The sequence below is a fragment of the Pseudomonas sp. SMSB3 genome, assembly GCF_052041965.1.
GTDB lineage: Bacteria > Pseudomonadota > Gammaproteobacteria > Pseudomonadales > Pseudomonadaceae > Aquipseudomonas.
The window spans coordinates 274,527-300,938 of sequence record NZ_JBKGGV010000005.1 but is presented as its reverse complement, the minus strand read 5'-3'; the positions used below and the strand labels follow the sequence as shown (position 1 = coordinate 300,938).

Genomic DNA, 26,412 nt, shown 5'->3' with positions numbered 1-26,412 from the left:
AGGCGTCCTGTCAGTGAGCCAGCGTGTCGGTGGTCGTCAACAGCTGCGGACCATTGGCACCAGGTACCACCAGCACGCTGTAGCGCTCGCCCGCCTGCAACTCGCCCAGGCCCACCGGCGTGCCGACATTGGCATTGGCACAGACCAGTTGCACCGACAGCTTCACCGGGTTGATCGAACGGCGCTGCACCGTGGTCCCAGCCTCCTTGAACAGGTCGGCTGTACGCCCGGCGGGGCGCAGGCTGGCATTGGCGCAGCGCGGATCGATACTGGCGAAGGCCAGCGAAGCCTTGAGGCCATTGAAGTCGTCAGGTTGCTCACGCAGCACGACCTGGCGCAAGCCCTTGCCCTCAGGCAGGGCCACCACGCTGGCGAACTCGCCAGGCGCGATGCTCAGCGCCACTTCGGCGCTGGCGCCGGCCTGTTTCAAGGTCCCCTTGATGGCCTTGCCCGCCGGCACCGGCAGGTAGGCCGACACGCTATTGGCGGCCTTGAGCTCAAGGCTGGCACTGGAGCCGGCGGCTACCAGTTGCAGCGCAGCGGGCGTGGCATTGACGAAGCGCAGGAACGCCGAGTCTTCGCTCGGCCCTGTGGGGTACAGGGCGATGTCAGCGTGGGCTGTGCCTGCGCATACTGCGCAAGCAATCGACAGCAGCAGGGCGCGACCCATCACTTGCCCCCTTTGACGGCTGGCGTTTGCAGCACCGCCTCAGCGATCGCCTTGCTCCAGGCCTGGTAGCCAGGGGCGGTGAGGTGTTGGCCATCGACAGTGGCCCATTGGCCCTGCTTGGAGAAGGTCAGCGAGTCGACGTAATCACAAGGGGCGACGTTGGCGGCCAGGAAGTCCGACGTCAGTTTCACGCGGGCATAGGTCTTGCCGTACTTGCCGCCTTCACTGCCCCAGTTGGGACCGACCCACACGCACTTGGCGCCGGTGCTCTTGATCGCGCTGGTGAAATCCTTGGTTTGCTGCCACAGCCAGGCCTTGGGGAATGCCGGCTTGGTGTAGCTGGCCATGGTATCGCCCATCACCACTACCACCAGGTCGGCTTTGTCGGCCTTGATCAGTTCGGCGACCGGCTGGGTCGCGGCCTTGCTGCCCAACACCAGCGCTTTGTCGGTGCCGCGGCGCTCGGCGCCGCCACAGGTGCCAGGGGTGACCTTGAGCCAGTCGCCGGCATTGGCCCCGCAGATTCCCAGCGAGTGCACCTGGGCGCCTTGTTGCTCGAAGTTGTCGTGCAGGCTCTTGATCAGGTAATCCGGCGTGGCCAGGTGACTGTCGCCGATCATCAGAATGGTCAGGCCTGCGAGAAGTGAAGATGCCATGAAAGAAACTCCTGGGGCTTAATTCGAATAAGGGGAACGGTACGGGCTGACAGGCAACGCCATCGCGCCACCGGCATCGTCGAACAGGTAACGCAGGTACAGGCCGCCACTCCATTGCTGGTAATCGCGGGCGTTATCCACACCCAGGCTGGCGCCGAAGAAGAAGCCATCGCCGAGGCGGTATTCACCGCTGGCGTTGAGCGAGTAGCCCACGCCGGATTTGTTCTGCGAGCTGTATTGGGTACTCAGCGACCGCCCATTGGCGGCGTAGTCGCGGGCGACCTGTTCCAGCGCGCCTTGCAGGGCGGCATCGCGCAAGTAAGGTGCGCCGTCCTGCTCGATGTGCTGCAGGCCGACGGCGCCCTGGACCTGATAACTCCAGCGCGGCCCGCGCTTGGCCCAGCTCACCGGCACGCCGAGCGAGAAGAAGTTCTGCGGGCTGAAGTAGCCGCCATGGCCGTAGCTGAAGAAGCTTTGGTTCTTGTCGTAGCGGGTGCCGGACGCCGCCAGGCCCACGGTCATGCGCTCATCGAGGTCGTTGACCAGGTACCAGTAGATGCCGCTGCCCAGTTCCGCCCGGGTGTTGGACTCGACGTGGTGGCCGTCCAGGCTGTGCCAGGCGCCGTAGGCGTAGCTGCCGAACGATTGGTCGTCATAGCCCACCTGCAGGCGCCCGCCAGTGGCGGTCACGCCACCCCATTGCAGGCCGCTGCGGGCATCGCGAACGCCGGCCCAGGAAGCGACGCTGTCGGTGACTGAGCGGCGCGAGAGATTGATGTTGTAGCGCCAGTCGCTGCCTTCGGCAAATGGCCGGTCCAGGCTGATGCCACCGACCACGGTGCTGTAGCGAAAGCCCATGGGGCTGGTGCCGATGTCGGTCTTCAGGCCCAGCGACGGTCGCTCGTAGGCCACTGCCACACCGACGCCCTGGTCTTTTTGCGAGCCCGTGCTGTCAGCGAAGAACGCATAGGCGGCAGCTCCACGCTGCTCGACAGTAGGCAGGGCCAGCAGGGCATCTGCCTGGGCGGGGTTCATGCCACCGAAGCGCGAGCCAGCGGACAGGTCGCTGCCGACCCCGCCAGCATTGAGCGAAACCGGGGTGATGCGCAGCGCGACACGGTCATCGTGCCACGGCATGCTGATTTCCAGCGGCGCCTCAACGTCGGTGATCTTGCCCATCCCCGCTTCGCTGTCGTTGCCACGGAACGTGACCCCTTGCTTGACCTGCGGACTGCGGCTCTCGCGGACCTGGGCCAGTTGCTGCTCGATGGCGGTGCGCGGATCGGCCTCGGCTTCGGGCGCTGGGCGCGGGTCCGGCGACTCCCAGGCCGTCGCGTGCCCGCGCGACGAGGCTTCGACACTGCGGCTGGCGACCAGCTCCGGCGCATCGAAGGCCGCTTGCTGGCGCGTCTTCGCCTGGGCGGCCGCGGGCTCGGGGATCTCGCTGAAGGCGGCGTCGTTCAGGCGTGAGCGCTGACGCTGGCCGGGCTGGCCGACGAAGGGGTTGGCCGCGACCGCCTGGCCGAAGGGGTTGAGCAGCGCCTTCTCTGGCGGAGCCTGCAGGGCCAAGGCCTGGGCGTACAGCTGTTCGGCTTTGGCCAGCTTGCCACGGCCCCGGTAGTAGCCGGCGGCGCTGGTCAGGATCTGTGGGTTTTGCGGCGCCAGTTGCAGCGCCTTGCTAACCGCCTGCTCGGCTTTGTCGGCCTCGCCGTTGGCCAGCAAGGCCTGGGCAGCGCCCATCTGCACGTCGGCGTTGGCCGGTTGCTGGCGCAACAGCGGCGTGAACAGCTCGACAGCTTTCTGTGGGTTGCGGTTGTCCAGGTACATGCGCGCCAGCGACGACACCGCCTGGGCATCGTCCGGGCGCTGAGCCAGGGCAGGCGCAAGGGTGTCGTAAGCCGCTACCAGGTCGCCTTTCTCGCGCAGCAGGTCGGCTTGCCGCACGGTGTACTGGAACAGCACGTCGTCATACTGGCGCTGCTCGGTGCCCTGGAGGGGCTCACCGCGCAATTCTCGCAGCAAGGTGCTGACCTCTTGATCCTTGCCGGCTTCAAGCAAGGCGCCGGCATACGCCATGCGCAAGCCTGGCGTCGGCGCCGGGCTCTTGGCAATGGCGCTGCGCAGCAACGTCAGCGCTCGTTCGGTCTGGCCGATATCGATGTAGGCCGAGGCCAACGCCGACAGCGCCGTGGGGTTGTCAGCGGCGGTTGATTCGGCGCGCTGGAGCAGGCGCGTGGCTTGCTGGCGCTGGCCTTGGCCGGCCAAGGACTGGGCTTGTTGCACCAGCGTTTGCAGGTCGATTTCCTCCGCCAGCGCCTGCATGGCACGGCTGCGCTGCGCCGCAGGAATCTGCTGCATGCGGGCCTGGGCGGTCGACCATTCGCCCAGCCGGCTGGCGAACAATGCGCCGGCGTACTGTGCTTCGGCCTGGCCGGGGTTGTTGCGCAGCAGCGTGTCGATTTCCTGCCTGGCCTGCTGCGGGTCGCCGGCTTTGACCTGCAACTGCGCCAGGTCGTACCGTGCCCAGACATTCGCTGGATCGTTGAGCACTGCCTCTTGCAGCGCTTTGCGAGCGCCGGCAAGGTCGCCGTTGCGTTCGGCGTCCTTGGCCTTGCCCATGGCAATGGCCGCTTTCAGGCTGCGCAGGTCGCCCAGGCGCTGACGCTGGGCATCACTCAAACCATCCAGCAGACGTTGACTCTGTGCCAGTTCACCACTTTGCGCCAGGACCGTGGCCAGACCGCGCAATGCGTTGGGGTTGCTGGCGTCGAGCTTCAATGCCTGGCGGTAGGAGGCCTGCGCCGCCTCGAGCTGGCCTTGGCTGGCGTGCAGGTCGCCCAGGCTGATGTGGCCTTGGATCTCCCGCGGGTTCAGGGCGATCGCCCGTTGCAGCTGCTCGCGGGCGGACTGGGGGTCGCCGTTGTCGCTGGCCTGGCGCGCCTGTTCCAGCAGTACCCAGTAGCGGTTGCTTTGCAGCGCGCTTTGCCAGCGGCTGTTGCTGCCACGGCTGAGGGCCTGCTTGAACAGGGCGTCGGCGTCGGCCAGGCGGCCTTGGCGTTGCCGCACCACGCCCAGCCCGCCGAGGGCGTCGGCATCCTGCGCTTGCTCACGCAGGCGCGCCTGGAACGCCTGCTCGGCATTGACCAGCTCGTTGGCGTCCAGGGCCTTGAAAGCGCGTGCCAGGTGAGCGTTCTGCGCGTTACCGGCAGGCTGCGCGGCACGGGCGCCGGCGCTCAGTTGCTGGCGGATCTCCTGATCGTCCGGGTAGGCCTTCAGGTACGCTTCGAACAGTGCCATCTCGCTTGCCCGTGGCGCGCCCAGCCAGGTCAGGCCCTGACGCCAGGCCTCGATCGACTCGCCGCCGATCACCGGATCGCCCGCGTAGGACGCCAGGCGGCGGATGCCTTCGATTCGGGTGGTTTCGTTGCGCAGCAGCAGCTTGGCCAGGTTGAGCTTGATCTTCATGTCGTCCGGCGACAGCGCTGCCAAACGCTCGAGCCCCTGACGCGCCTCCTGCCAACCGCTGGCGGTGTAGCCCAGGTAGCTATAGAACTCCAGGCCCAGCTCGCCCTGCGGCGTATGGCCTGCGAAGAGCTTGCGATAGGCCGCCACGGCCTGGTCCAGTTCGCCCGAGATGGCCAGCTGCCGGGCCTCGTCCAACTGCTCCTCGTTCCCCGCCTCGTGCAGGGCGATTTCCTGCTCCAGCAGCAGCGTTTGACGCGCCTCGGGATGGGCGGCGCGCAGCTGCTCGAGGTAGCGCCGTGCGCCCTGCGGGCGCTTGCCGTCGAGTTCCAGCACACCCAGGCCATACAACGCGTCGGCCTGCTGCGGGTCGATCAGCAGCAGTTTGCGCCAGGCTTCGGTCGCGCGCGCCTTGTCCTTGCGCGCCTGCCAGTACTGGCCCTGCTCGAGCAGAACCTTGCCGTTGGGGCTGAGTTCGGCGTAGCCAGTGGTGTGGATCAGGGCCACCAGGACCCCCAAGGCTAGCGTGTTGCGGCGGGCGGACATGTGGACTCCCAGGAAGGTTGCAGCTTGCCGTCAGCGAGGAACTGGTAGTGCCGGTCGAGATGGCCAAGGGCGAAGAGGCTGAGCACGAAATCGTAATACGGGGGTTGGCGCTGCTTCAGCGCCTCGGCGGTGAGGCTGGCGGCCATCAGCTGCTCGACCCGCGCCTGCTGCTGGTCGAGCAGATAGGGCTGTTCCAGCGCCTTGAAATACGGCAGCAGGGCAGCGGAAAAACCGAACGGCCCGGTGCCGTGCAAGGCGCCACTGCGCATGTCGACTTTTTCCGGCGGTGTGCCTTGGCTGGCGACTGCGCGGCTCATGCCCTGCAGGCTGTCGAGCAGGGCCTTGGCCTGTGGGTCGGTGGCCGGGGTGAGGCCTGCCCACAGGTAGGTGCGGATGGCATCGTAGCTGCCGATCTCGCCCTTGCCCTGATCGATGACGAACATGCCGCTGTTCGGGCTGGTGCCGCGGTAACCGACCCAGTCGGCCACGAAACCGTTGGCGTTGCTGGCCTTGATCAAGCTGCCGGTATTGCGCGCAATGGCCTGCCATGGCCCCTGCGGATCGAGCTGTTGCAACCTGCGCAGCACGGGGATCGGCAGGTAGCTGGGGTTCAGTTGCCAGTAATGATCGGGCTTGGCGAAGCTGTCGAAGCCAGGCAACAGCATCGTGCCCAGGCCCGGCAGCTCGGCGACCTCACGCTTGGCCACGTTGGCCAGCAACGCGCGTGCATCGGCAGCGTAGTGCGGGTCCTGCCACAGGCGTGCAGCTTCGAATAGCGCGTAGGCAAACCACAGGTCGGCATCGGAGGCCGAGTTGCGATCGAGCAGGCGCCAGGTGCCCTTGTCGTCCAGGCCCCACCACCAGCCTGGCAGGTTGGCAGCGATATCACCCCCCGCCAGGTTGTCGCGGGCCCAGCGCCAGAGCTTGTCGAAGCTTGCCCGGTCGTTGCCGACCAGGGCAAAGAACATGGCGTATGACTGCCCCTCGGACGAGCTGTGTTGCTGCGGGGTGCTGGCGTCCAGCACACGGCCATCAGGCTGCACGAAGTGCGTGCGGAAGGTCTGCCACAACGGCCAGGTGTCGGCCGTGCAGTGCTGATCCTGTGCTGCCGCCAGGCCAGGCAGGAGCAGGCAGGTCAGGGCGCTGGCAAGCCGGCGCGCGCGCGCGCCGATCGACGGGATGCGCATGGCTTCAAGCCCCTTCGTTGAGGCGTCGCCGGGCGAGCGCGCGCAACCACAGGTAGCCGGTCAGGCTGACCAGCGCGACGCCCACTACCGTCAGCAGCAGCATGCCGAACACATGCTGCGAGAGCAGCCACTGCAGGTAGCGGAACGGCCCCAGGCTACCGACGTAGTAGCTTTGCTCGGCCACCAGCGATTCCACGGACTTGCCCTTGATCACCGCCAGGCTGCCTTGCAGCGCCTGGGTATAGGCTTCACCGCCAATCAGCGCGTCGGTGACTTCGCCGAGCTGGGCCGGGGTTGGGCTGGACAGCACCACCACGCTACGGCCACTTTTGAGCGGCGATTCGAAGCCGGTCACGTAGGCGTTCGCCTCGCCGCTGAAGGTGAAGGCGCCTCGCGCCTTGCGCAGGTTGGCGACCGGGTCCGGGCTGATCCAGTCGCGCAGGCGCGTGGTCAGGTCGGAGAACTCCAGGTACTGACTGCTGCCGTCGTTGCGCCCGGGCAGGCGGTCAGCCCAGGTGTCGAGCAGCGGCTGGTTGTTGCCCGAGGCCAACAGCAGCAGATCCTTGTCAGCCAGGTTCGGCACCTGCGCAGCCTGGGCTACGGTGACGGCGGTGGCCGGGTAGCCAGTGGACTCGCCAAAGCGACCAAGTACCGTCAGGTAAGCGCTCCACTCGGCAGGTCCGGCCTGTTCGGGCAGCACCACGGCGGTCTGCGACAGGTCGGCCAGGCGGGTGAAGGGGAAGCCGCTGTCCTTGAACACCCCCAGGTTGGGCATGGCCATGAAGTGGTTGTAGTCACTGATGTCGAGCGTCGATTGCGGGTCGATGGCGCCGCGCATGTTGTCGATGATGATGTCGCGGCATTCGCCCTGCTTGATGTAGTCGTACATGAAGCGCAACTGCAGGCGCGATTGCAGCGCCACGCTGTCCAGCGGCAGGCGCAGGCGCACCTCGCGGGCCAGGCTGTCATCCTGCTTCAACGACGCCAGCAGGGCTTCGCCGGCACCCATGGCCTGTACCGACGGCAGGTTCATCGACTGGATGAAACTGTCGTTGAAGCTCACCAGCAACGAGGAATTGGTAGCGGTAGGTTGCGGCGTATAGCGGTACTTGAGGTTCAGCTTGGCGCCTTGTTCACGCCAGTTGAACAGGTCAGGCGGCAGGCGCACCGGCACGGTGATGACGCCAGGGTTGTAGCCCGAAACACTCAGGCGACGGGTCTCGATCAACTCACCCAGTTGCACCGGACGGTCGGACGGCAGCCAGTTCGGGGCATCGTACGGCTGGCGCGGCTGCAACACATCAAGCTTGTCGATGGTGACACTGGCGCCGGCGAAACTGCGGTTGCCGATCACCAGTGCAGTTGCGGCGCGCTTGAGTTCAGCCGCGTCGCGGCCACGCACCAGCAACAACTTGCCGTAAGGGTCGTTGGGGTTGTTCATCAAGCTCAGGCTGGGGCCTTGTACCGCCGCCAGGTCCAGGCCCTGCCACTGCTGCGGCTCGGCGCTGGCGATGAACACCACGGCGTTACCTTTGGCCGGCAGGCGCTGCAGCTGCACCGGGAAGGTGGCGCCGCGGTAGCTGGCCAATGCGCCCATCCACGACGACACCGCGCCAGCAGCCTCGAGCACGCTGTTGTCCGGCGCGCCGGCGAACACGAACGGCAGGGTCAACGCGCGCGGGTCGCGACGGTCGAACAACGGCAGCGGCAGAATCGACAGATCATTGGGCAACGCGACCGGTGCGACCTGCACGTTCAGCTGGCTGTCATTGCTGACTTTGGCCCACAGGCTCGAATGCAGCGGGTCTTCGCACTGCATGGTGTAGTGGCCGATCAGCTGCACGCCGACGCGGTTGAACTCGGTCAGCAGATACGGCGGGATCTGCACCGTCTGCTTCTGCACCGTACCGGCGGTTTCCTTGGGCAGCGGCAGGCTGGCGGCGACCTCGTCATTGACCAGCACGTTGATCTGCGAAAGATCGCTGAGCAGGGCCGGCGAATAGGTGTACTGCAGGTCCAACTGCGCCCCGGTCACTACCTCATCGGCGCGCACATCGAAGTTCACCGTGTCGGTCGATTCGATGCCGCGCAGGCTCATGGTGTAGTTCTTGCCCAACTGCTTGAAGCTCAGCTGGTAACCGTCCTGGACCGGGGCCGGCGCGGCGTGCGTTGCATCGTCGGCGGCTTCTTCAGCCAGCGCGGTGGTGCCAAGACCTGCCAGGCAAAGCAGTGAGCAGGCAAGCAGCAGACGTGGCCGGCGCAGCCGGTGGGGCTGGCGGTCGATGTGTCGCAGGTCGTTCATTGCGGGTCCAGGGAAGTATTCAGAGGAGGAGTCGACGGGCGCGCATAGCGTCGGTGACGCAGTGCGGCGAAGGTGGCGCGGGCCAGGTCGAGCATGCCGCGCACGCCGATGGCACTGACATCGCGCAGGGCCCCGAGCGGGGTATCGGGCTTGCTGCTGCCCCAGGCCTGGGCCCAGGTGTCGGCGCGCGAAAAGGTCATGCGCACCATGTCGCTCTGCTGGCGCAGGGTCAGCGGCTTGAAGCGCGCACCTGCGGTGCGGCCCTTGGCGAACACCACATTGGCCGGCAACACGCAGGTCTGGTTGTTGCGCAGCAGGGTCACTTGCACGCTTGCGCCCTTGTCCACCAAGCCCGGCTCGGGCAGTTGCAGGCCCACGCCACTTTGCGAGAAGTCGACGGTGGTGCAGTCGATCACCTGGCCATCGCTGGTGGTCAGCTTCACCGGCAGTTCGGCACGCACGCGCGGCTCGGTGCGCACTTGACGGGTTTCCGAGGCCACCGCCACGGCAGCACTGGTGATGATGATGTTGTAGACGGTCCAGGCCAGGTTGATCAGGATGGTCACCTCGGCGCCGGGCTGGCCCCAGATCAGCCCGAACACACCACACCCCAGGCCGATCAGGTTGAGGGTCAGCAGCACGATGTACGGCCGCGCCAGCTTCCAGTCGAAGTATTCCTTGTCGATGATCCCGCCCTTGTCGGTGACGTTGAAACCGCCGAACTTGGGGTTGATCAAGGCCATCAGCACCGGGCGCATGATGTACCAGGCCAGCACCGACTCGTACACCTCGTTCCAGAACGAATGGCGGAAACGGCCCTGGATGCGCGAGTTGGTCAAGCTGGCGTGGAAAATATGCGGCAGCACGTAGGCCGTGATCATCAGCGCCGAGGCATGGAAGATCTGCGCGCCGAAGATCAGGTAGGCCAGCGGTGCAGTGAGGAACACCAGGCGCGGCAAACCGTAGAAGAAATGCAGCATGGCGTTCACGTAGCACACCCGTTGGCCGAAGCTCAGGCCTTTGCCGAAGAACGGGTTGTCGGTGCGGAAAATCTGCGCCATGCCGCGTGCCCAGCGAATGCGCTGGCTGATATGCCGCGACAGGCTTTCGGTGGCCAGGCCCGCCGCTTGCGGGATGGCCAGGTAGGCAGTGTTGTAGCCCTTGCGGTTGAGCTTGAGCGCCGTGTGGGCGTCCTCGGTCACGGTCTCTACGGCAACGCCACCGACTTCCAGCAGGTGCGTGCGCCGGATGACCGCGCACGAGCCGCAGAAGAACGTCGCGTTCCACAGGTCGTTGCCGTCTTGCACCAGGCCATAGAACAGCTCGCCCTCGTTAGGCACCGAGCGGAAGGTGTCGAGGTTCTTCTCGAACGGGTCGGGCGAGAAGAAGAAGTGCGGGGTCTGCAGCAAGGCGAGGTTGGCGTCCTTGAGGAACCAACCCATTGCCACCTGCAGGAAAGACCGGGTCGGCACGTGGTCGGCGTCGAAGATCGCCACGAACTCGCCGTCGGTGACCTTCAACGCCTCGTTGAGGTTGCCGGCCTTGGCGTGACGATTGTTGTCGCGCACGATGTAGTTGACGCCGATCTGCCGGGCGAACTCGCGAAACGCTTCGCGGCGGCCGTCATCGAGCAGGTGCACGCGCAGTTTGTCCCTGGGCCAATCCATGGCCTGGGCCGCCAGCACGGTGAGTTTGACGATGCTCAGGTCTTCGTTGTATGTGGGCACGAAGACGTCGACCACTGGCCATTGCTCGGGAGCGATGGTGAGGATCTTCGGCTTGCGCTTGAGCGGCCAAGCGGTCTGCATGTAACCGAACGCCAGGACGATCAGCGCGTAGGTTTCCGCCGCCACCAGTCCGTAGCCGAAAATCATGTCCAGCCAGTTGTCGAAGCCCAGGGTGTCGGTCAGGCGCCAGTACACGTAGCGCAGAGTGGCCAGCAGTGACAAGGTGATCATCATCAGCACCGCCAGCCGCCCCGGCACTTTGCGTAACACCAGCAGGCAAACGAAGCACAGCCCGGCGAACGCGAATTGTCGCTCAAGCTCCAGCGGCGCGGTGATGACCGCCACCAGCGCCATCAGCCCGGCGAGCACTGCACAGGCTTTTACCAAGCACTTCACAGCGCTGGGCAGGCGGGACAACCAGGCAGTCGCCCGCGCCACTCTCGACGCAGGCAGTGCCGGCGTTTGGGTTTGATGTGCGGTCATTGGGCGGCAGATTCTTTACGGCTGTGCTCGATTTCAAGTGTCAGATGCTCGGCGATCGCCCGTAGCGCCTGGCAGGCAGGGCTGTCGGTCGGCTGATCGAACGGCTCGTACTCGAAGGCCAGGGCCTGGTCGAGCTGCAGGTCCGCGGGGATTTCGGCCAACCACTGGCTGCCCAGTTGCTGGCGCAGCAGCTCGCTCATGTCCAGGCTCAGCGGTTGTTGCGCATCGACTTTGTTGACCACATAGGCGCACACCTGCGTTGGCAGCAGCGACAGCCACGCTTGCAGCTTGTCCAGCACCAGGTAGGAAGCGGCATCAGCCTGGGTCAACGCGATCACCTGATCAGCCATGGCCAGCACCGGATTGAGCCAGGCCGACGTTCCGGTAGGCAGGTCGATCACCAGCACGTCGTCGCGGCCAAGCCTGAGGTCGGCCAGTTGGCGAGCCAACCAATCGGGCTGTTCGCTGAGCAATGCTTCGAGGTTGCGCAGGTCCCCGGCATTGGCAGGGCCAAACGCGATGCACTGCACGCCGGCCTCGGTCGGGGAGCAGGCATCGCTCCAGCCATGACCGTGCAAAACGGCCTGGTTGAGGCCGGGCGTGCTGCGCGGTAGATGGAAATGGCTTACGAGTGCGTTCTGCGCATCGAGGTCCAGCGCCACTACCCGGCCTTTGTGCTTGAGCAACTTGCTCAGCGCAGCGGCGACGGTCGTCTTGCCGACCCCGCCCTTGGCCGAGACCACGGCGATCACGTGAGCTTGTGGGCGACGGGCTGGCGAACTGGCCGGGTTGGACAGCGTGGCGACCTGCGCCGCAAGCGGGGCCCGCGAGCGTCGCTCATGGGCGATTTGCTCCAGGCGATCTCGCAACGAGCGCGGTGGCAACGCTGCACCTGCCTGACGTGGAGTCATGACCGTGGTCGGCACCTTCTCCGGGAGCGGCTCGCTGACGGGCGCCGCACGCTTGAGCTCCACGATCTGCACCGCAGCGGCTTTCACCGGGGCTGGGAGGCTCGGCGGCGCATCCGGCGTTAGCGGCTCGTGAAACTCGAATTCGGAGTTGATCTCTTTGTAGCTTTCCGCGCTCGCTCCAAAACGGAGGAACAGGTTCCCGATATCATCTGCTTTGCTCATATACGGATATCCAGCCTACGACTATCTGAACGGCAAGGTCAGATCAGGCCGTTAACGGGGGCAAGAGTCTGATATCAAAATGCCTGTGTCAATAATTTGTTTGTTTAGCGCGCTATTTTTCCGATTGGCGGACAAAAATACAGAAATTCCGCCGGAAATTTGACTAATTGATCAGCCTTACTGAGGTTTTCGGCCAGAGTGGCGAAAAATTGAGCTATTTCTCAATTTTTTAAAGCGAAGCTCTTAAAACCTTGTAGGACAAAGCGTACAGATGATAGCGATATTCCATTAGTAATAGGCGACCTGCGCATGGCAGATCGTCGGGAATCCGCTCACCGCTGGTCTCATATGCTTATTCAATAATGATATTTAAAAGCTTTTCGTTATGCCGATATAGTTTCTGCCATTGCGTACCCGTCGACCAATCGATGCGCCGCACGACTTGAACCCACACGGGAAAACCCCGTGCGTTTCTGATCGTTGCGCGCCATTGAAGTCGCGCACTGCGTGGGAGTGAAACATGTCAGCCGCCTCGAACGCCTTGTCGTCCATCGACAGCGCCCAGCCGCAAGCTTTTGAAATCCGCCCGTTCTCAGGTGCCGTAGGCGCCGAGATCATCGGCCTGGATCTGGCCAAGCCGGTCAATGCCGAGGATTTCACCCGTATCCATCGCGCCCACCTCGATCACCATGTGCTGGTGTTCCGCGACCAGCGCATCAGTCCGGCTCAGCAAATCAGCTTCAGCCGCCGCTTCGGCGAATTGCAGATCCACGTGCTCAAGCAGTTCCTGTTGGCAGGCCATCCGGAAATCCTCATCGTCTCCAACATCATCGAAAACGGCCAGAACATCGGCCTGGGCGATGCCGGCAAGTTCTGGCATTCGGACCTTTCCTATAAAGCGCTGCCGAGCCTGGGCTCGATGCTGCATGCCCAGGAATTGCCCAGCGAAGGCGGCGATACGCTGTTCGCCGACATGCACAAAGCCTGGGACGCGGTGCCCGAGGCGCTGCGCAAGGTGGTTGCCGGGCGCAGTGCCGCTCATTCCTACACCGCGCGCTACGCCGAGACCAAGTTCGAGGGCAACTGGCGCCCGACCCTGACCGCTGAACAGTTGGCACAGGTCCAGGAAGTCATCCACCCGGTGGTGCGAACCCATCCGGAAAGCGGCCGTAAGGCGCTGTTCGTCAGCGAAGGCTTCACCACCCGCATCGTCGGGCTGCCGGACGATGAAAGCCGTGACGTGCTGCAGCAGCTGCATGCCTTGAGCGTGCTGGAACAGAACATCTACCGCCATCAGTGGCAGCCCCACGATCTGGTGTTCTGGGACAACCGCTCGTTGATTCACCTCGCTGCCGGCTGCCCTGCACACCTTCGCCGCAAATTGTTCCGCACCACCATCCAGGGCGACGCCCCGTTCTGACGACTGAGGACACTTTCATGCACAGATCCATCAGCCGCCTGGCGGCCACCATCGGCCTGGGCGCGAGCCTGGTCATCGGCAGCCTGGCCGCCCCAGCCGTGGCGCAGGCCGAGGGCAAAATTCGCATCGCCGAGCAGTTCGGCATCGTTTATCTGCTGCTCAACGTAGTGCGTGATCAGCACCTGATCGAGAAGCACGGCAAGGCGCAAGGGATCGACATCGACGTCGACTGGGCCCAGCTTTCCGGTGGTTCGGCAATCAACGATGCGCTGCTGTCCGGCTCGGTCGACGTCGCCGGGGCCGGGGTCGGTCCGCTGCTGACGGTGTGGGACCGCACCAAAGGCCGGCAAAACGTCAAGGCTGTGGCATCGCTGGGTAATTTCCCCTACTACCTGGTCAGCAGTAACCCTAATGTGAAGACCGTTGCCGATCTTTCCGAAAAGGACCGTATCGCGGTGCCTGCGGTGGGTGTCTCGGTGCAATCGCGCTTCCTGCAATATGCCGCGGCGCAGCAGTGGGGCGACGAACAATACAACCGTCTCGACAAGTACACGCTCGCGGTGCCGCACCCGGATGCCACCGCTGCGCTGCTGGCCGGCGGTACCGAGCTCAATGGCCACTTCTCCAACCCGCCGTTCCAGGACCAGGCGCTGGCCAACAAAGCCGTGCATGTAGTGCTCAACAGCTACGACCTGCTGGGGCCGAACTCGCCGACCTTGCTGTTCGCCACCGAAAAGTTCCGCAAGGACAACCCCAAGACCTACAAGGCGTTCGTCGACGCCCTGGCCGAGGCGGCGGATTTTGCGCAAAACGACAAGGCCGCCGCGGCTGACACCTACATCCGTGTGACCAAGGCCAAGATCGACCGCGACGCGCTGATCGAGTTGATCGACAATCCGCAGTACGAATTCACCGTCACGCCGAAGAACACCTACAAGCTCGCCGAATTCCTTTACCGGGTAGGCGCGATCAAGCACAAGCCAGAATCGTGGAAGGACTATTTCTTCCAGGATGAACGCCCGTTGCAGGGGAGCTGACCGATCATGACCGCCCCATTGCCAGGCCACACGGCCAGCAACCTGAGCCCTGTCGCAACCCCGCCGCTGCTGCAGGTGAACAACCTGAGCCTCGAGTACCGTACCGCGCAGCGCGTGGTGCGGGCTACCCACCAGGTCAGCTTTGAAGTCGACCGTGCTGACCGCTTCGTCCTGCTTGGCCCTTCGGGCTGTGGCAAGTCCACCTTGCTCAAGGCCGTGGCTGGTTTCATCAGCCCGCAGGAGGGGCAGATCCTCCTGCAGGGCCAGCCGGTCAACGGTCCTGGCCCTGATCGAATTGTGGTGTTCCAGGAGTTCGACCAGCTGCCGCCATGGAAAACGGTCAAGGAGAACGTCATGTTCCCGCTCCTGGTGTCCGGCCAGCTCAAGCGCGCCGAGGCCCAGGAGCGCGCCTTGGATTACCTGGACAAGGTCGGCCTGGCGGCGTTCGCCGACGCCTATCCGCATACGTTGTCGGGCGGCATGAAGGCCCGCGTCGCCATCGCCCGGGCACTGGCGACCCAACCCAAGATCCTGCTGATGGACGAGCCATTCGCAGCCCTCGATGCCCTGACCCGACGCAAGATGCAGGAGGAGCTCCTGCAGCTGTGGCAGGAGGTGCGTTTCACCCTGTTGTTCGTCACCCACTCCATCGAAGAGGCGCTGGTGGTCGGTAATCGCATCCTGCTGTTGTCGCCGCACCCAGGACGGGTGCGCGCCGAAGTGCACAGCCACCAGTACGACCTGGGCAGCTTGGGCGGTAGCGACTTTCAGGCCAGCGCACGGCGCATCCATCGCTTGCTGTTCGACGAGGCCCTGGCCGCGGAACAGGTCGATGAGCTGGGCTTCAACGATATCCGCATCGCCTACTGACAGGAGCTTCAGTCATGACCACTCCACCTGTACGCCAGGAATACGAGGTGCAGCTGCAGCCCTTGCTCAGTGTGCCTGTGCAGCGCCCGCTGCCGCTGGGGCAACGTCTGTGGCAGCACGGTTGGCTGCGCAAGGCGGTGATCCTGCTGATCATCGCCGTCTTGTGGGAAGCGATCGCCCGCTACCAGGACAACGATCTGCTGCTACCGACGTTCCTGCAAACCGCCGCGGCGCTCTGGGATGGCCTGATCAGCGGCGAGTTGCCGGCCAAGGTCGGCGTCTCGCTGGTGATCCTGCTCAAGGGCTATGTACTGGGCATCGTCCTGGCCTTCGGCCTCACCAGTCTGGCGGTATCGACGCAACTGGGCCGCGATTTGCTGGGCACCCTGACCTCGATGTTCAACCCACTGCCGGCCATCGCTTTGCTGCCACTGGCGTTGTTGTGGTTCGGGCTGGGCGATAACAGCCTGATCTTCGTGCTGGTGCATTCGGTGCTGTGGGCGTTGGCGCTCAACACCTATGCAGGATTTCTCGGCGTGTCGGAGACCTTGCGCATGGCTGGGCGCAACTACGGCTTGAAAGGGCTGCGCCTGGTTCTGCACATTCTGGTGCCAGCGGCGTTGCCGTCGATTCTCTCCGGGCTGAAGATCGGCTGGGCGTTCGCCTGGCGTACTCTGATCGCCGCCGAACTGGTGTTCGGCGCCAGCAGTGGCAAGGGTGGCTTGGGCTGGTACATCTTCCAGAACCGCAACGAGCTGTATACCGACAAGGTATTTGCCGGGCTTGCGGTGGTGATCCTGATCGGATTGCTGGTCGAGGGGCTGGTGTTCAATACCCTGGAGCGGCTGACGGTGCGCCGCTGGGGGATGCAGCGTTAGCGCGTGCATCGGCGCCACGGTTACCTGCTGTAGCGTGCGGCTGCCTCGCTCAAGATCGAGATGATCTCCTCGCGCAACGCGTGAGGTTGCTCGATCATCAGGGCCTCACCCTGGGCAAGCACCCACGAGCGCAGTGGCCAACCATCCTCCACCTTGGCGCGCAACCGGTGGCCATGTTCCAGCGCAGTCAGTTGCATGTCAGGGCTCAATGGCGCTTCACGCAGCTGCTTGGCCAAGGCGTCGCTGATCCACGCCTGCAGCTCAATCCCTTCGCCATGCACTGCGCCCAGCCCATCAGCGCGGAGAAAATCCTGCAGGGCCAAGTGCCCGCGCTGCTCGCTATGGGCATTGGCCGCCCAATGCCAGCCAAACGGAATGCTCCTGTCGTTGCGCTCCAGCGGGAAGATCAGCGACAACTCATTGAGGTCCCGTTCGACCGTACGCTTGCTGACCTCGAATCCCAGGTCACGCAAGCGCATGGCCAGATCGGCACTGGTGATGCCTGGCGAGCGGTTGGGCAGTACACGCAACAGTGCCCATTGTCGGCTGAGGGTGGCGCGGGTGGTGGCGAACGGCAAAAGAGAGAGTCCTTGGCTAGGCTTGCCGCAACAGGGTGACGGCTTGAGCGGTTGTGGCAATTAGCCATGACTGGATTTGATTCAAGAATGCCGATTTGGTTGCCTCGGGCAAAATCGGTCGCGACGGGTTTTGACGTGTCAGCGCGCAGAATCGCTTCATCAAGACCCTTGTTCGGTCATGTGGCTGGTTCAATAAGGACGAACATGTCTGCTGCCAACAACATCCATTCGCTGCTTGCCTACTTGCTGCCCCGGCAGGTCATCGGTCCGTCCGTTCCTGACCGTGCGCGGCAACGACGCTTCGCCGGGGTGGGGACGCCCAGCCAGAAGGCGCTCCTGGTCACTCGCCTGGACCAAGCCAGCGACGTGCAGGCGATCTACGCCGATTTGCGCCGCCAGGCGGTGAACGGAAGTGTGGCTGCACTCAATGACCTGGGCTGGATCTGGCTCAACGGCAAGTACTGGCAAGCTGACACCGCGCTGGCCGGGCGCCTGCTGCGCATGGCGGCTGTCCAGGGCAGCGCCGCCGCCTGGTTCAACCTCGGACAGCAGCACTACTTTGGCAAAGGCGTGGAGCGGTCCTACCGCTGGGCTGAGCATTGTTATCGACAAGCCTTCGAGCGCGGCATGCTCAGTGCGGCTGCGGCCCTGGGCGACCTGTACGAGGAAGAGGTCTGCGATGGCGAACTGGACTGGCGGCTCGATCCGCTGAAGGCCTATACCTGGTTCGAGCGTGGCGCAGCGTGCGGCGACGCACGCTGCCGGTTCGAAGTCGGCTACCGCCTGCTGCACGGGCTGTGTGGCACGGCTGATAGCAAGGCGGGTCTGTATTGGCTGGAATTGGCGGCCGCCGATGGCGTGGTGCAGGCGGCAGAGGAATTGGCAGTGCACTTCGCCGGGTGCGACGCGGAACGTTATCTGCATTGGCGCGACAGGGCGCTGCACTTGGGTAGCGCCCTGGCCGCCACCTTGAACCGCGACGACCAGCGCTAGCCTGCCGCTGAATCGGTAGTCGAGCGCGACAGCGGCGACGCTCCGTCGGCGATGGTTGACGACAGGGGTACACACAGGCGTATATTGATAGTTAGCAAACTATGAATATCCGTGGTTCTTTATGTCGATTGACTCCCTGCGCTTGCAAGTCAGCAGCGGCATGGTCGTTGCCGCTCGCCACTGGCGGCGCATCTGCCATAACGCGCTGACTGGCTACGGTATTTCCGAAGCCTGCGCCGCCCCATTGCTGATGATCGTGCGCCTTGGCGATGGCGTGCATCAGGTTGCAGTGGCCCAGGCAGCCGGCCTGGAAAGCCCGTCGCTGGTGCGCTTGCTCGATCAGTTGTGCAAGGCGGGCCTGGTGCGCCGCAGCGAAGACCCGCTCGATCGTCGCGCCAAGGCGCTGAGCCTTACCGACCAGGGCCGGCGCTTGGCCGAGGCCATCGAGGCGGAGCTGGTGCGGGTGCGCCATGAGGTGTTGCAGGGCATCGATACTGCCGACCTGCAGGCTGCGTTGCGTGTGCTACGGGCATTCGAGGCGGCAGGCCTGGGCTCGCCGGGCGGGGTGGCATGAACGGCTTTTTCAGTTCGGTACCACCGGCCCGCGACTGGTTCTACGGCGTGCGCACGTTCGCCGCATCGATGATCGCCCTGTACATCGCCTTGTTGCTGCAGTTGCCGCGTCCGTATTGGGCCATGGCCACGGTCTACATCGTTTCCAGCCCGTTCCTCGGCCCTACCAGTTCCAAGGCGCTGTACCGGGCGCTGGGTACGCTGCTCGGTGCTGGCGGTGCGATCTTCCTGGTGCCGCCGCTGGTGCAATCGCCGTTGCTGCTGAGCATCGCCATCGCCTTGTGGACCGGTACGTTGCTGTTCCTGTCACTGAACCTGCGCACTGCCAACAACTATGTGCTGATGCTGGCCGGTTATACCCTGCCGATGATCGCCCTGGCCGTGGTCGACAACCCCACGGCGGTATTCGATGTCGCCTCTTCGCGGGCTCAGGAGATTTGCCTGGGCATCGTCTGCGCGGCAGTGGTGGGCGCGATCTTCTGGCCGCGCCGGCTCGCGCCGGTGGTGGTAGGCGCCACCGGCAACTGGTTCACCGAAGCCATCCGCTACAGTGACAGTTACCTTGCACGCGAAGCCAATGGCGATAATGTCGGCGGCATGCGCGGCGCCATGGTCACCACCTTCAACTCGCTGGAACTGATGATAGGCCAGCTCGGCCACGAAGGTGCCGGGCCACACACCTTGAAAAATGCCCGTGAACTGCGCGGGCGCATGATTCACCTGCTGCCGGTGGTCGATGCGCTCGACGATGCCCTGGTCGCGCTGGAGGGCCGCGCGCCGGCCCAGTTCGCGCAGCTTCAGCCAGTGCTGCAAGCGGCGCGGCACTGGCTCAAGGGCACCGCCGACAGCGCCAACGTCGCCCACTGGGCAGCGCTGCACGAGCAGATCGAACGCTTGCAGCCCGGTGCCGCAGCGCTCGACCAGCGTAGCGAACTGCTGCTGTCCAACGCCCTGTTTCGCCTGACCGAGTGGGCCGACCTGTGGCAGGACTGTTGCGCCTTGCAGCATGCCCTGCGCAGCGATGACCCCAGGCCGTGGCGGGCGGTCTATCGGCATTGGCGCCTGGGCCGGCTGACTGCGTTCTTCGACCGCGGCCTGATGCTGTATTCAGTGGCGTCCACGGTCCTGGCGATCGTGGTCGCCTGCGGTCTGTGGATTGGCCTGGGCTGGCACGACGGCGCCAGTGCGGTGATTCTCGCTGCCGTGTCGTGCAGTTTCTTTGCCGCCATGGACGACCCGGCGCCGCAGATCTACCGGTTCTTCTTCTGGACCTTGCTGTCGGTGATCTTCTCCAGCCTGTACCTGTTCCTGGTGCTGCCCAATCTGCATGACTTTCCGATGCTGGTGCTGGCCTTCGCCGTTCCGTTCATCTGTGTCGGTACCTTGACCGTCCAGCCGCGCTTCTACCTCGGCACGCTGCTGACGATCGTCAACACCTCGACTTTCATCAGTATCCAGGGCGCCTACGATGCTGATTTCTTCACCTTCCTCAATTCCAATCTGGCTGGCCCGGTGGGTCTGCTGTTCGCCTTCATCTGGACCTTGGTGATGCGCCCGTTCGGCGTCGAGCTCGCGGCCAAGCGCATGACCCGTTTCGCCTGGCGCGACATCGTCGAGATGACCGTTCCAGCCACATTGGCCGAGCAGCGCAAGTTGGGGGTGCAGATGCTCGACAGGCTGATGCAGCACCTGCCGCGCTTGTCGCAGACCGGCCAGGACAGCGGCGTGGCACTGCGCGATGTACGTGTGGGGCTGAATCTGCTCGACCTGCTGGCCTACCTGCCGCGGGCCGGGCAGCAGGCCCGCGAGCGCCTCGCCACGGTGATCGACGAGGTCGGTGCGCATTACGCCGCCTGCCTGCGCGCTGGCGAGCGCCTGCACGCCCCGCCTGCGCTGCTGCGCAACATGGAGCGCGCGCGCCTGGCGCTGAACCTGGATGAGCTGTACGAGCGCGGCGATGCCCGCACTCACCTGTTGCATGCCTTGAGTGGCTTGCGCCTGGCCCTGCTGCCGGGTGTCGAAGTGATGCTCGAGCCTGCCGAACAACCGCAACTGCCCAACGGCCTCGACGGAGCGCCCCTGTGATCGGAGAAGTGGATGTCAGCGGGGTATTTCTGCCTACGCTGCTGGTCATGATGCTAGCCAGCTACTTGCTGTTTCTGGGCGTGCACGCCGTGTTGGTGCGCCTGCATTTCTACCGCCTGGTCTGGCACCGGGCGCTGTTCAACGTTGCTCTCTACGCCGTGCTGCTGGGCGCGGTCGACCATTTTTGCCGAAGCCTGATGCTGCCATGAAAAAACCTTTGCTGACCTTGGGCCGTGTGGTCCTGACCCTGTTGGTAGTGACCTTCGCCGCCGTGCTCGTGTGGCAGATGGTGGTGTATTACATGTTCGCCCCCTGGACCCGCGACGGGCACATCCGCGCCGATGTGATCCAGGTCGCCCCGGATGTGTCCGGGCTGATCCAGCAGGTCGAGGTGCGCGACAACCAGACCGTCAAGCGCGGCGATGTGCTGTTCACCATCGACCAGGATCGCTTCACCCTGGCCTTGCGCCAGGCCAAGGCGACGTTGGCCGAGCGTCAGGAAACCCTGGCCCAGGCCTCCCGTGAAGCACGGCGCAATCGCAAGCTCGGTAACCTGGTGGCCGCTGAGCAGCTGGAGGAAAGCCAATCCCGCGAGGCTCGCGCTCGCTCAGCTGTCAGCCAGGCCCAGGTCGCGGTCGATAGCGCCCAGCTCAACCTGGACCGCTCGGTGGTGCGCAGCCCGGTGGATGGTTACCTCAACGACCGCGCGCCACGCAATCATGAGTTCGTCACCGCGGGCCGCGCGGTGCTGTCAGTGGTCGACAGCGCCTCTTACCATGTCGATGGCTACTTCGAGGAAACCAAGCTCGGTGGCATCCACATCGGCGATGCCGTCGACATTCGCGTGATGGGCGACAACACCCGCTTGCGCGGCCATGTGCAAAGTTTCGCCGCCGGTATCGAAGACCGTGACCGCAGCAGCGGCGCCAACCTGCTGCCCAACGTCAACCCGGCCTTCAGTTGGGTACGCCTGGCCCAGCGCATCCCGGTGCGCATCGCCTTCGACGACGTACCGGCCGACTTTCGCATGATTGCCGGACGCACGGCCACGGTGTCGATTCTCGAGGGCCAGCAACCATGAAACAGCTGATCCTGGCAGGGCTGTGCCTGTCTCTGGGCGCATGCATGACGGTTGGCCCGGACTACCAGCTGCCGGCAGAGGCCGCAGTGCAGCGCAGCGACCTCAACGGCGCACTGCGCCAGGATGCTGCGCACGTGGTTTCGGCGCCGGTGCCCGAGGACTGGTGGCAGCTGTATCAGGATCAGCGCTTGAATGAGCTGGTACGCCAAACGCTCAGTGCCAACAGCGACTTGCGCGTGGCTGCGGCCAATATCGCCAAGGCGCGGGCTCAGGTCGATGTCGCCGAGTCGCAAGGCGGCTTCAATGGCGGGTTCAAGGCCGGGGCGCAGCGCCTGCAGGAATCCGGCGAGGCGTTCTTGCAGCCCGACAAGGTGCCGGTGGCCAACATCGGCGAAGCGATCATCAGCGCTTCCTACCAATTCGACCTGTGGGGCACTTTCAAGCGTGGCACCGAGGCTGCCAAAGCCAACGCCGATGCGGTGCAGGCCGCTGCCGACACCGCGCGCATCACCTTGGTGGCCGATGTGGTCAAGGCCTACACCCAGGTGTGCTCGGCCAATGAGGAGTACCACATCGCTCGGCAATCGCTCGACTTGCAGGAACAAAGCGTCAGCCTCAACCAGCGCCTGCGCGATGCCGGCCGTGGTGATGAAACCCAGGTGACCCGCTCGCAGACCCAGTTCAAATCGTTGCGCGCTGAGCTTCCGCGCTTCAAGGCCGAGCGCGAAACCGGGCTCTACACCCTGGCAGCGCTATTGGCCAAGCCTGTGGATAAGTTGCCTGTCGGCGTCGCTGACTGTGCACAACTGCCCCAGTTGAACCAGCGAGTTCCGGTAGGCGATGGGGCGGCCTTGCTCAAACGCCGCCCCGATGTGCGCCAGGCCGAGCGGCAACTGGCTGCAGCCACCGCCCAAATCGGTGTGGCGACCGGCGCGCTGTACCCGGACATCAGCATCGGTGCGCAGGTGGGCACCATCGGGATCCTCGACAACCTCGGCGAGCCGTCGACCAACCGCTGGGGCATCGGCCCGCAGATCAGCTGGTCCATTCCCACCAATGGCACGCGCGCCCGGATCCGCATGGCCGAGGCCACGACCCAGGCGGCGCTGGCGCATTTCGACGGGGTGGTGCTGAACGCCGTCCGCGAAGCCCAGACCCGTCTGGCGCAGTACAGCGCCTTGCTCGACCGCCGCGACGCCTTGGCCGAAGCCGAGCAGTCAGCCAAACAGGCCGCCGACCAAACCCACCGTTACTATCAGGCCGGACGCGAATCATTCCTCGCTGACCTGCAGGCGACGCGAACCTACACCGACGTGCGGGCGCAACTGGCGGCGGCCAATAGCCAGGTCGCGCTGGGGCAGATCGGTGTGTTCCTGGCCTTGGGGGGAGGGTGGAAAGCAGTCGCCGAACCTCCCCGGTAAAGATGTCAGCCAGGCAATAATGCTTCGGTCACGCTTTGACGCAGCCGGATCCTGACAGGATCTCCATGCTTTCACGTTGGTCGGAGCCGTAGCGACGAATGGCGGTCAGCTTCATCGCGCCAGACTTCAGTCGTGATCTTCATGAAATTTGCCAGCGACGCTTGAGCGAAGCAAAGCGCAAGTGAACAATGTTCGCTTTCGCATTTCCCTTCGAGATTGCCATGAAAACCCGCTCCCGTCTGTTCGCCTGGCTGCCGGCTGTACTGCTTGGTCCGGTGCTCGCCCTGTGCAGCTCCCTGGCACAGGCCGAAGCGCCGGCTGAGGCCACCAAGGCTCTGCATCTGCTGGACTACATCGGTGCCGACTATCCGCCCACCGTGCGCAACGGCAGCGTCGTCGATGCTGGCGAGTATCGGGAACAGCAGGAATTCAGCAGCGTACTCGCTGATCTGATCAAGCGATTGCCAGCCAACGCCGAGCGCGACGGGCTCGAACAGGGCGTGCAAGCGTTGCGTCAGGCGATCGATCAGCGTCAGGACGGTACGGCCGTGGCCAGGCAGGCTCGCCAGCTAGGCGCCCGCCTGGCGGTGGCCTACGAGGTCAGCCAAGCGCCGGTGATCACGCCGGACCCAGCGCGCGGTGCGGCGCTGTATGCGCAAAACTGTGCGATCTGCCACGGTGATACCGGGGCCGGCGATGGCCCTGCCGGAGTCGGCCTGGAACCTGCGCCGGCGAACTTGCGCGACAGTGCACGGCTTGACCAGTTGAGCCTTTTCGACCTCTACAACACCCTGGCCCTGGGTATCGACGGCACGGAAATGCCGTCGTTCGCCGATCAACTGGATGAACGCCAGCGCTGGGATGTCGCCGCTTATATCGCAGGCTTTACCGCCAAGCCTGAGGGGGCCAAGGGCGATCAGCGCTGGAACATCGCCGACCTGGCCCGCCAGACCCCGGCTGAGGTGGCCGTCAGCGACGGCGCTGGCGCAGCTGACGCTTTCCGTGCCCAGCGTGCTCACCCGCCACAGGTCAAGCGTGGCCCGGCACAGTTGCTCGAGTACACCGCCAGCACCTTGGACAAGAGCCTGGCTGCTTACCGGGCGGGCGATCACGACCAGGCCTACGACCTGTCGGTAGCGGCCTACCTGGAAGGCTTCGAGCTGGTCGAGAGCTCGCTCGACAATATCGATGCCGACGCGCGCAAAAGCACTGAACGCGCACTGATGGCCTACCGCCAATCGCTGCAGGACGGGTTACCTTTAGGCCAGGCCGAGCAGCGCCTTGCCGATGCCAAAGCCAAGCTCGATCAGGCCGCCAAGCTGTTGGGCAGCGATGGCCTGAGCTGGTCGCTGAGCTACATCTCCGGGCTGCTGATCCTCCTGCGAGAAGGCCTGGAGGCCATTCTGGTATTGGCGGCGATCCTGGCGTTTCTGCGCAACACGGGGCAGCAGTCGGCGATCCGCAGCGTCAACCTTGGCTGGGGCCTGGCCCTGGTGGCGGGGTTCGCCACCTGGGCGTTGGCAGCCTATGTCATCGATGTCGGAGGCGCCCAGCGCGAGCTGCTCGAGGGCAGCACGGCGTTGTTTGCCAGTGTCATGGTGCTGTGGCTTGGCGTGTGGATGCATGACCGCCGGCATGCCGCGGCCTGGCAGGACTACATCAAGAGCAGCCTGGTCGGCGGCGGCGGGCGCTTTGGCTTTGCCGTGCTGGCGTTCTTCTCGGTATACCGCGAGCTGTTCGAGGTCATCCTGTTCTACGAAACCCTGTGGTTGCAGGCAGGCCCAGCGGGGCATCAGGCGGTACTGGCCGGTGGTGCTACAGCGCTGGTGCTACTGGTGGGCCTGGCCTGGGTGATACTGCGCGGCTCGGCGAAGTTGCCGCTGGCGCTGTTCTTCACCGTCAACGCCGCCCTGTTGTGTGCATTGTCGGTGGTGTTCGCCGGGCATGGCGTGAAGGCACTGCAGGAGGCCGGCGTGCTGGGCACACGGCCAGTGACGTTCGTTGAATTCGATTGGCTGGGGATACATCCGGATGTCTACTCGCTCAGCGCACAGGCGCTGGCGCTGCTGGCCATTGTGGTGTTGTATGGGCGTGGTCGCCTGAACGACAAGCGCCGGGCGGCCGTCCGCGGCTAAGCCGGCACAGCGAAGAGAGACTGAACACATGCGTATCTGGATCGACGCCGACGCCTGCCCGAAAGCAGCCAAGGACCTGATCGTCAAATTTGCCCTCAAGCGCCAATTGGAGGTGGTGATGGTGGCCGGCCAGGCCGTGGCCAAGCCAGCCTTCGCCATCGTGCGCCTGATCGTGGTGCCCAGCGGCATGGACGCCGCTGACGATTATCTGGTCGAGCACGCGGTACCCGGCGAACTGGTGATCTGCAGCGATGTGCCGCTGGCCGACCGCTTGATCAAGAAAGGCGTTGCAGCCTTGGACCCGCGCGGCCGCGAGTTCGATGAGCGCAACATGGGCGAACGCCTGGCGGTGCGCAACCTGTTCACCGAGTTGCGTGAGCAGGGCCAGGTCGGGGGAGGGCAGGCGCCTTATGGCGAGCGCGAGAAGCAGGCGTTCGCCAATGCCTTGGACCGGATCCTCACTCGGCTGAGTAGATAACCGGTCCAGCTCGGCATCACGCGCCTACTGATCGCCTTCGTGGGTCAGTTCCAGCACCCGGTCGACCAGTTTGTAGATGCCGCCGGCCGCTTCGCTGATCGACTGGGCCACCATGTAGGCCGGGGTGCTCACCAGCTTGCGCTGGCTGTCTTCGACGATGTCGTGCACGTCGCACTCTTGATGCTTGGCGCCCATCTTTTCCATGGCTGCGGCAGTGTCGGCATCATTGCCGATGGTGCAGAGCACACCTGGGCCGTAGATCTTGGCCGCCAGGGCGGGTGAAATGCAGATCAGCCCCACTGGCTTGCACGCCTCGGCGAAGGCTTCGGCCAGCGCCAGCACGTCGGGATTGACGCTGCACTCGGCGCCCTGTGCGGCAAAATCGGAGAGGTTCTTGGCCGCGCCGAAGCCGCCCGGGACGATCAAGGCATCGAATTCCTCTGCCTTGGCCTCACGAACGTCCTTCACGTCGCCACGGGCGATGCGTGCCGATTCAACGAGCACATTGCGTGATTCAGGCAGTTCTTCGCCGGTCAGGTGATTGATCACGTGCATCTGCGCGATGTTCGGCGCAAAGCATTGCACCTGGGCGCCACGCTGGTCGAGGCGCAGCAGCGTGATCACGCTCTCGTGGATTTCGGCGCCGTCATAAACGCCGCAGCCGGAAAGAATCACCGCAACTTTCTTGGTCATGCTC

At 64.6% G+C, this 26,412-nt stretch carries 21 protein-coding genes; 12 read left to right on the top strand and 9 right to left on the bottom strand.

Annotated features, from left to right (window positions below):
• Window positions 1-10: 10 nt before the first annotated feature.
• Genes ACLEJW_RS11720 through bcsQ form a run of 7 tightly spaced genes read right to left on the bottom strand, consistent with a single transcriptional unit; the run spans window position 11 to window position 12,166 of the window.
• Entirely contained in the window at window positions 11-670 is a 660-nt protein-coding gene (locus tag ACLEJW_RS11720) for an alginate O-acetyltransferase AlgF (protein WP_440777570.1), read from the bottom strand.
• A complete protein-coding gene (locus tag ACLEJW_RS11715) occupies window positions 670-1,326 on the bottom strand; it encodes an SGNH/GDSL hydrolase family protein (RefSeq protein ID WP_145190907.1) in 657 nt (218 codons plus the stop codon). Before ACLEJW_RS11715 ends, ACLEJW_RS11720 begins: the two co-directional genes overlap by 1 nt.
• A gap of 18 nt (window positions 1,327-1,344) precedes the next feature.
• On the bottom strand, window positions 1,345-5,334 hold the full coding sequence (locus ACLEJW_RS11710) for a cellulose synthase subunit BcsC-related outer membrane protein (RefSeq protein WP_440777569.1): 3,990 nt from the start codon (window positions 5,332-5,334) through the stop codon (window positions 1,345-1,347).
• A complete protein-coding gene (gene bcsZ, locus ACLEJW_RS11705) occupies window positions 5,310-6,515 on the bottom strand; it encodes a cellulose synthase complex periplasmic endoglucanase BcsZ (protein ID WP_440777580.1) in 1,206 nt (401 codons plus the stop codon). Before bcsZ ends, ACLEJW_RS11710 begins: the two co-directional genes overlap by 25 nt.
• Window positions 6,516-6,525: 10 nt before the next feature.
• Complete coding sequence (gene bcsB / locus ACLEJW_RS11700; protein WP_440777568.1) at window positions 6,526-8,823, bottom strand: cellulose biosynthesis cyclic di-GMP-binding regulatory protein BcsB; 2,298 nt, start codon at window positions 8,821-8,823, stop codon at window positions 6,526-6,528.
• Window positions 8,820-11,033, bottom strand: a complete 2,214-nt coding sequence (gene bcsA / locus ACLEJW_RS11695) for a UDP-forming cellulose synthase catalytic subunit (protein WP_440777567.1) — start codon at window positions 11,031-11,033, stop codon at window positions 8,820-8,822. The genes bcsB and bcsA overlap by 4 nt, the downstream gene beginning before the upstream one ends.
• Window positions 11,030-12,166 (bottom strand): cellulose biosynthesis protein BcsQ, encoded by a 1,137-nt coding sequence (gene bcsQ, locus ACLEJW_RS11690; RefSeq protein WP_313297139.1) that lies wholly within the window; start codon window positions 12,164-12,166, stop codon window positions 11,030-11,032. The genes bcsA and bcsQ overlap by 4 nt, the downstream gene beginning before the upstream one ends.
• Before the next feature lie 520 nt (window positions 12,167-12,686).
• On the opposite strand from bcsQ, the gene ACLEJW_RS11685 reads away from it, so the two are divergent.
• Genes ACLEJW_RS11685 through ACLEJW_RS11670 form a run of 4 tightly spaced genes read left to right on the top strand, consistent with a single transcriptional unit; the run spans window position 12,687 to window position 16,371 of the window.
• Window positions 12,687-13,586: a TauD/TfdA dioxygenase family protein gene (locus tag ACLEJW_RS11685; protein ID WP_145190925.1), complete on the top strand. Its 900-nt coding sequence runs from the start codon at window positions 12,687-12,689 to the stop codon at window positions 13,584-13,586.
• A 17-nt stretch (window positions 13,587-13,603) separates the two neighbouring features.
• Window positions 13,604-14,623 carry an ABC transporter substrate-binding protein gene (locus ACLEJW_RS11680; RefSeq protein ID WP_313458185.1) on the top strand — a complete coding sequence of 340 codons (1,020 nt, stop codon included), beginning with the start codon at window positions 13,604-13,606 and terminating at the stop codon, window positions 14,621-14,623.
• 6 nt (window positions 14,624-14,629) lie between these two features.
• Complete coding sequence (locus tag ACLEJW_RS11675; protein WP_313297131.1) at window positions 14,630-15,493, top strand: ABC transporter ATP-binding protein; 864 nt, start codon at window positions 14,630-14,632, stop codon at window positions 15,491-15,493.
• Between the two features lie 14 nt (window positions 15,494-15,507).
• A complete protein-coding gene (locus ACLEJW_RS11670; RefSeq protein ID WP_145190934.1) occupies window positions 15,508-16,371 on the top strand; it encodes an ABC transporter permease in 864 nt (287 codons plus the stop codon).
• A gap of 20 nt (window positions 16,372-16,391) precedes the next feature.
• On the opposite strand, the gene ACLEJW_RS11665 is transcribed toward ACLEJW_RS11670, so the two are convergent.
• Window positions 16,392-16,949 carry a WYL domain-containing protein gene (locus ACLEJW_RS11665; protein ID WP_145190937.1) on the bottom strand — a complete coding sequence of 186 codons (558 nt, stop codon included), beginning with the start codon at window positions 16,947-16,949 and terminating at the stop codon, window positions 16,392-16,394.
• A 204-nt stretch (window positions 16,950-17,153) separates the two neighbouring features.
• Between ACLEJW_RS11665 and ACLEJW_RS11660 the strand changes: the two genes are divergently transcribed.
• The 8 genes from ACLEJW_RS11660 to ACLEJW_RS11625 all read left to right on the top strand — a co-directional run bounded on the left by ACLEJW_RS11660 (window position 17,154) and on the right by ACLEJW_RS11625 (window position 25,715).
• Window positions 17,154-17,942 carry a tetratricopeptide repeat protein gene (locus ACLEJW_RS11660; protein ID WP_440777566.1) on the top strand — a complete coding sequence of 263 codons (789 nt, stop codon included), beginning with the start codon at window positions 17,154-17,156 and terminating at the stop codon, window positions 17,940-17,942.
• Window positions 17,943-18,063: 121 nt separating this feature from the next.
• A complete protein-coding gene (locus tag ACLEJW_RS11655) occupies window positions 18,064-18,516 on the top strand; it encodes a MarR family winged helix-turn-helix transcriptional regulator (protein ID WP_313297121.1) in 453 nt (150 codons plus the stop codon).
• A complete protein-coding gene (locus ACLEJW_RS11650; RefSeq protein ID WP_313297118.1) occupies window positions 18,513-20,600 on the top strand; it encodes an FUSC family protein in 2,088 nt (695 codons plus the stop codon). Before ACLEJW_RS11655 ends, ACLEJW_RS11650 begins: the two co-directional genes overlap by 4 nt.
• Window positions 20,597-20,809, top strand: coding sequence for a DUF1656 domain-containing protein (locus ACLEJW_RS11645; protein WP_145190948.1), 213 nt, complete (start codon window positions 20,597-20,599; stop codon window positions 20,807-20,809). The genes ACLEJW_RS11650 and ACLEJW_RS11645 overlap by 4 nt, the downstream gene beginning before the upstream one ends.
• The gene (locus ACLEJW_RS11640; RefSeq protein ID WP_145190951.1) at window positions 20,806-21,681 is read left to right on the top strand and encodes an efflux RND transporter periplasmic adaptor subunit; all 876 of its coding nucleotides are present in this window, start codon (window positions 20,806-20,808) and stop codon (window positions 21,679-21,681) included. Before ACLEJW_RS11645 ends, ACLEJW_RS11640 begins: the two co-directional genes overlap by 4 nt.
• Entirely contained in the window at window positions 21,678-23,102 is a 1,425-nt protein-coding gene (locus ACLEJW_RS11635) for an efflux transporter outer membrane subunit (RefSeq protein WP_440777565.1), read from the top strand. Before ACLEJW_RS11640 ends, ACLEJW_RS11635 begins: the two co-directional genes overlap by 4 nt.
• A 188-nt stretch (window positions 23,103-23,290) precedes the next feature.
• The gene (locus ACLEJW_RS11630) at window positions 23,291-25,237 is read left to right on the top strand and encodes an FTR1 family protein (protein ID WP_440777564.1); all 1,947 of its coding nucleotides are present in this window, start codon (window positions 23,291-23,293) and stop codon (window positions 25,235-25,237) included.
• A gap of 28 nt (window positions 25,238-25,265) precedes the next feature.
• Entirely contained in the window at window positions 25,266-25,715 is a 450-nt protein-coding gene (locus tag ACLEJW_RS11625; RefSeq protein WP_145190960.1) for a YaiI/YqxD family protein, read from the top strand.
• Between the two features lie 24 nt (window positions 25,716-25,739).
• Here the strand turns inward: ACLEJW_RS11625 and elbB are convergent, their stop codons facing one another.
• Window positions 25,740-26,408 (bottom strand): isoprenoid biosynthesis glyoxalase ElbB, encoded by a 669-nt coding sequence (elbB, locus tag ACLEJW_RS11620; RefSeq protein ID WP_145190963.1) that lies wholly within the window; start codon window positions 26,406-26,408, stop codon window positions 25,740-25,742.
• Between the last annotated feature and the right edge of the window lie 4 nt (window positions 26,409-26,412).

Bases quoted from the DNA above. Each gene is read 5' to 3' on its own strand.
- ACLEJW_RS11650 (WP_313297118.1), top strand. From the start codon at position 18,513: ATGAACGGCTTTTTCAGTTCGGTACCACCGGCCCGCGACTGGTTCTAC.
- ACLEJW_RS11720 (WP_440777570.1), bottom strand. From the start codon at position 670: ATGGGTCGCGCCCTGCTGCTGTCGATTGCTTGCGCAGTATGCGCAGGC.
- ACLEJW_RS11675 (WP_313297131.1), top strand. From the start codon at position 14,630: ATGACCGCCCCATTGCCAGGCCACACGGCCAGCAACCTGAGCCCTGTC.
- ACLEJW_RS11635 (WP_440777565.1), top strand. From the start codon at position 21,678: ATGAAACAGCTGATCCTGGCAGGGCTGTGCCTGTCTCTGGGCGCATGC.
- bcsQ (WP_313297139.1), bottom strand. From the start codon at position 12,166: ATGAGCAAAGCAGATGATATCGGGAACCTGTTCCTCCGTTTTGGAGCG.
- ACLEJW_RS11655 (WP_313297121.1), top strand. From the start codon at position 18,064: ATGTCGATTGACTCCCTGCGCTTGCAAGTCAGCAGCGGCATGGTCGTT.
- ACLEJW_RS11715 (WP_145190907.1), bottom strand. From the start codon at position 1,326: ATGGCATCTTCACTTCTCGCAGGCCTGACCATTCTGATGATCGGCGAC.
- ACLEJW_RS11710 (WP_440777569.1), bottom strand. From the start codon at position 5,334: ATGTCCGCCCGCCGCAACACGCTAGCCTTGGGGGTCCTGGTGGCCCTG.
- elbB (WP_145190963.1), bottom strand. From the start codon at position 26,408: ATGACCAAGAAAGTTGCGGTGATTCTTTCCGGCTGCGGCGTTTATGAC.
- bcsA (WP_440777567.1), bottom strand. From the start codon at position 11,033: ATGACCGCACATCAAACCCAAACGCCGGCACTGCCTGCGTCGAGAGTG.
- ACLEJW_RS11685 (WP_145190925.1), top strand. From the start codon at position 12,687: ATGTCAGCCGCCTCGAACGCCTTGTCGTCCATCGACAGCGCCCAGCCG.
- ACLEJW_RS11625 (WP_145190960.1), top strand. From the start codon at position 25,266: ATGCGTATCTGGATCGACGCCGACGCCTGCCCGAAAGCAGCCAAGGAC.
- ACLEJW_RS11640 (WP_145190951.1), top strand. From the start codon at position 20,806: ATGAAAAAACCTTTGCTGACCTTGGGCCGTGTGGTCCTGACCCTGTTG.
- ACLEJW_RS11660 (WP_440777566.1), top strand. From the start codon at position 17,154: ATGTCTGCTGCCAACAACATCCATTCGCTGCTTGCCTACTTGCTGCCC.
- bcsB (WP_440777568.1), bottom strand. From the start codon at position 8,823: ATGAACGACCTGCGACACATCGACCGCCAGCCCCACCGGCTGCGCCGG.
- ACLEJW_RS11680 (WP_313458185.1), top strand. From the start codon at position 13,604: ATGCACAGATCCATCAGCCGCCTGGCGGCCACCATCGGCCTGGGCGCG.
- ACLEJW_RS11630 (WP_440777564.1), top strand. From the start codon at position 23,291: ATGTTCGCTTTCGCATTTCCCTTCGAGATTGCCATGAAAACCCGCTCC.
- ACLEJW_RS11670 (WP_145190934.1), top strand. From the start codon at position 15,508: ATGACCACTCCACCTGTACGCCAGGAATACGAGGTGCAGCTGCAGCCC.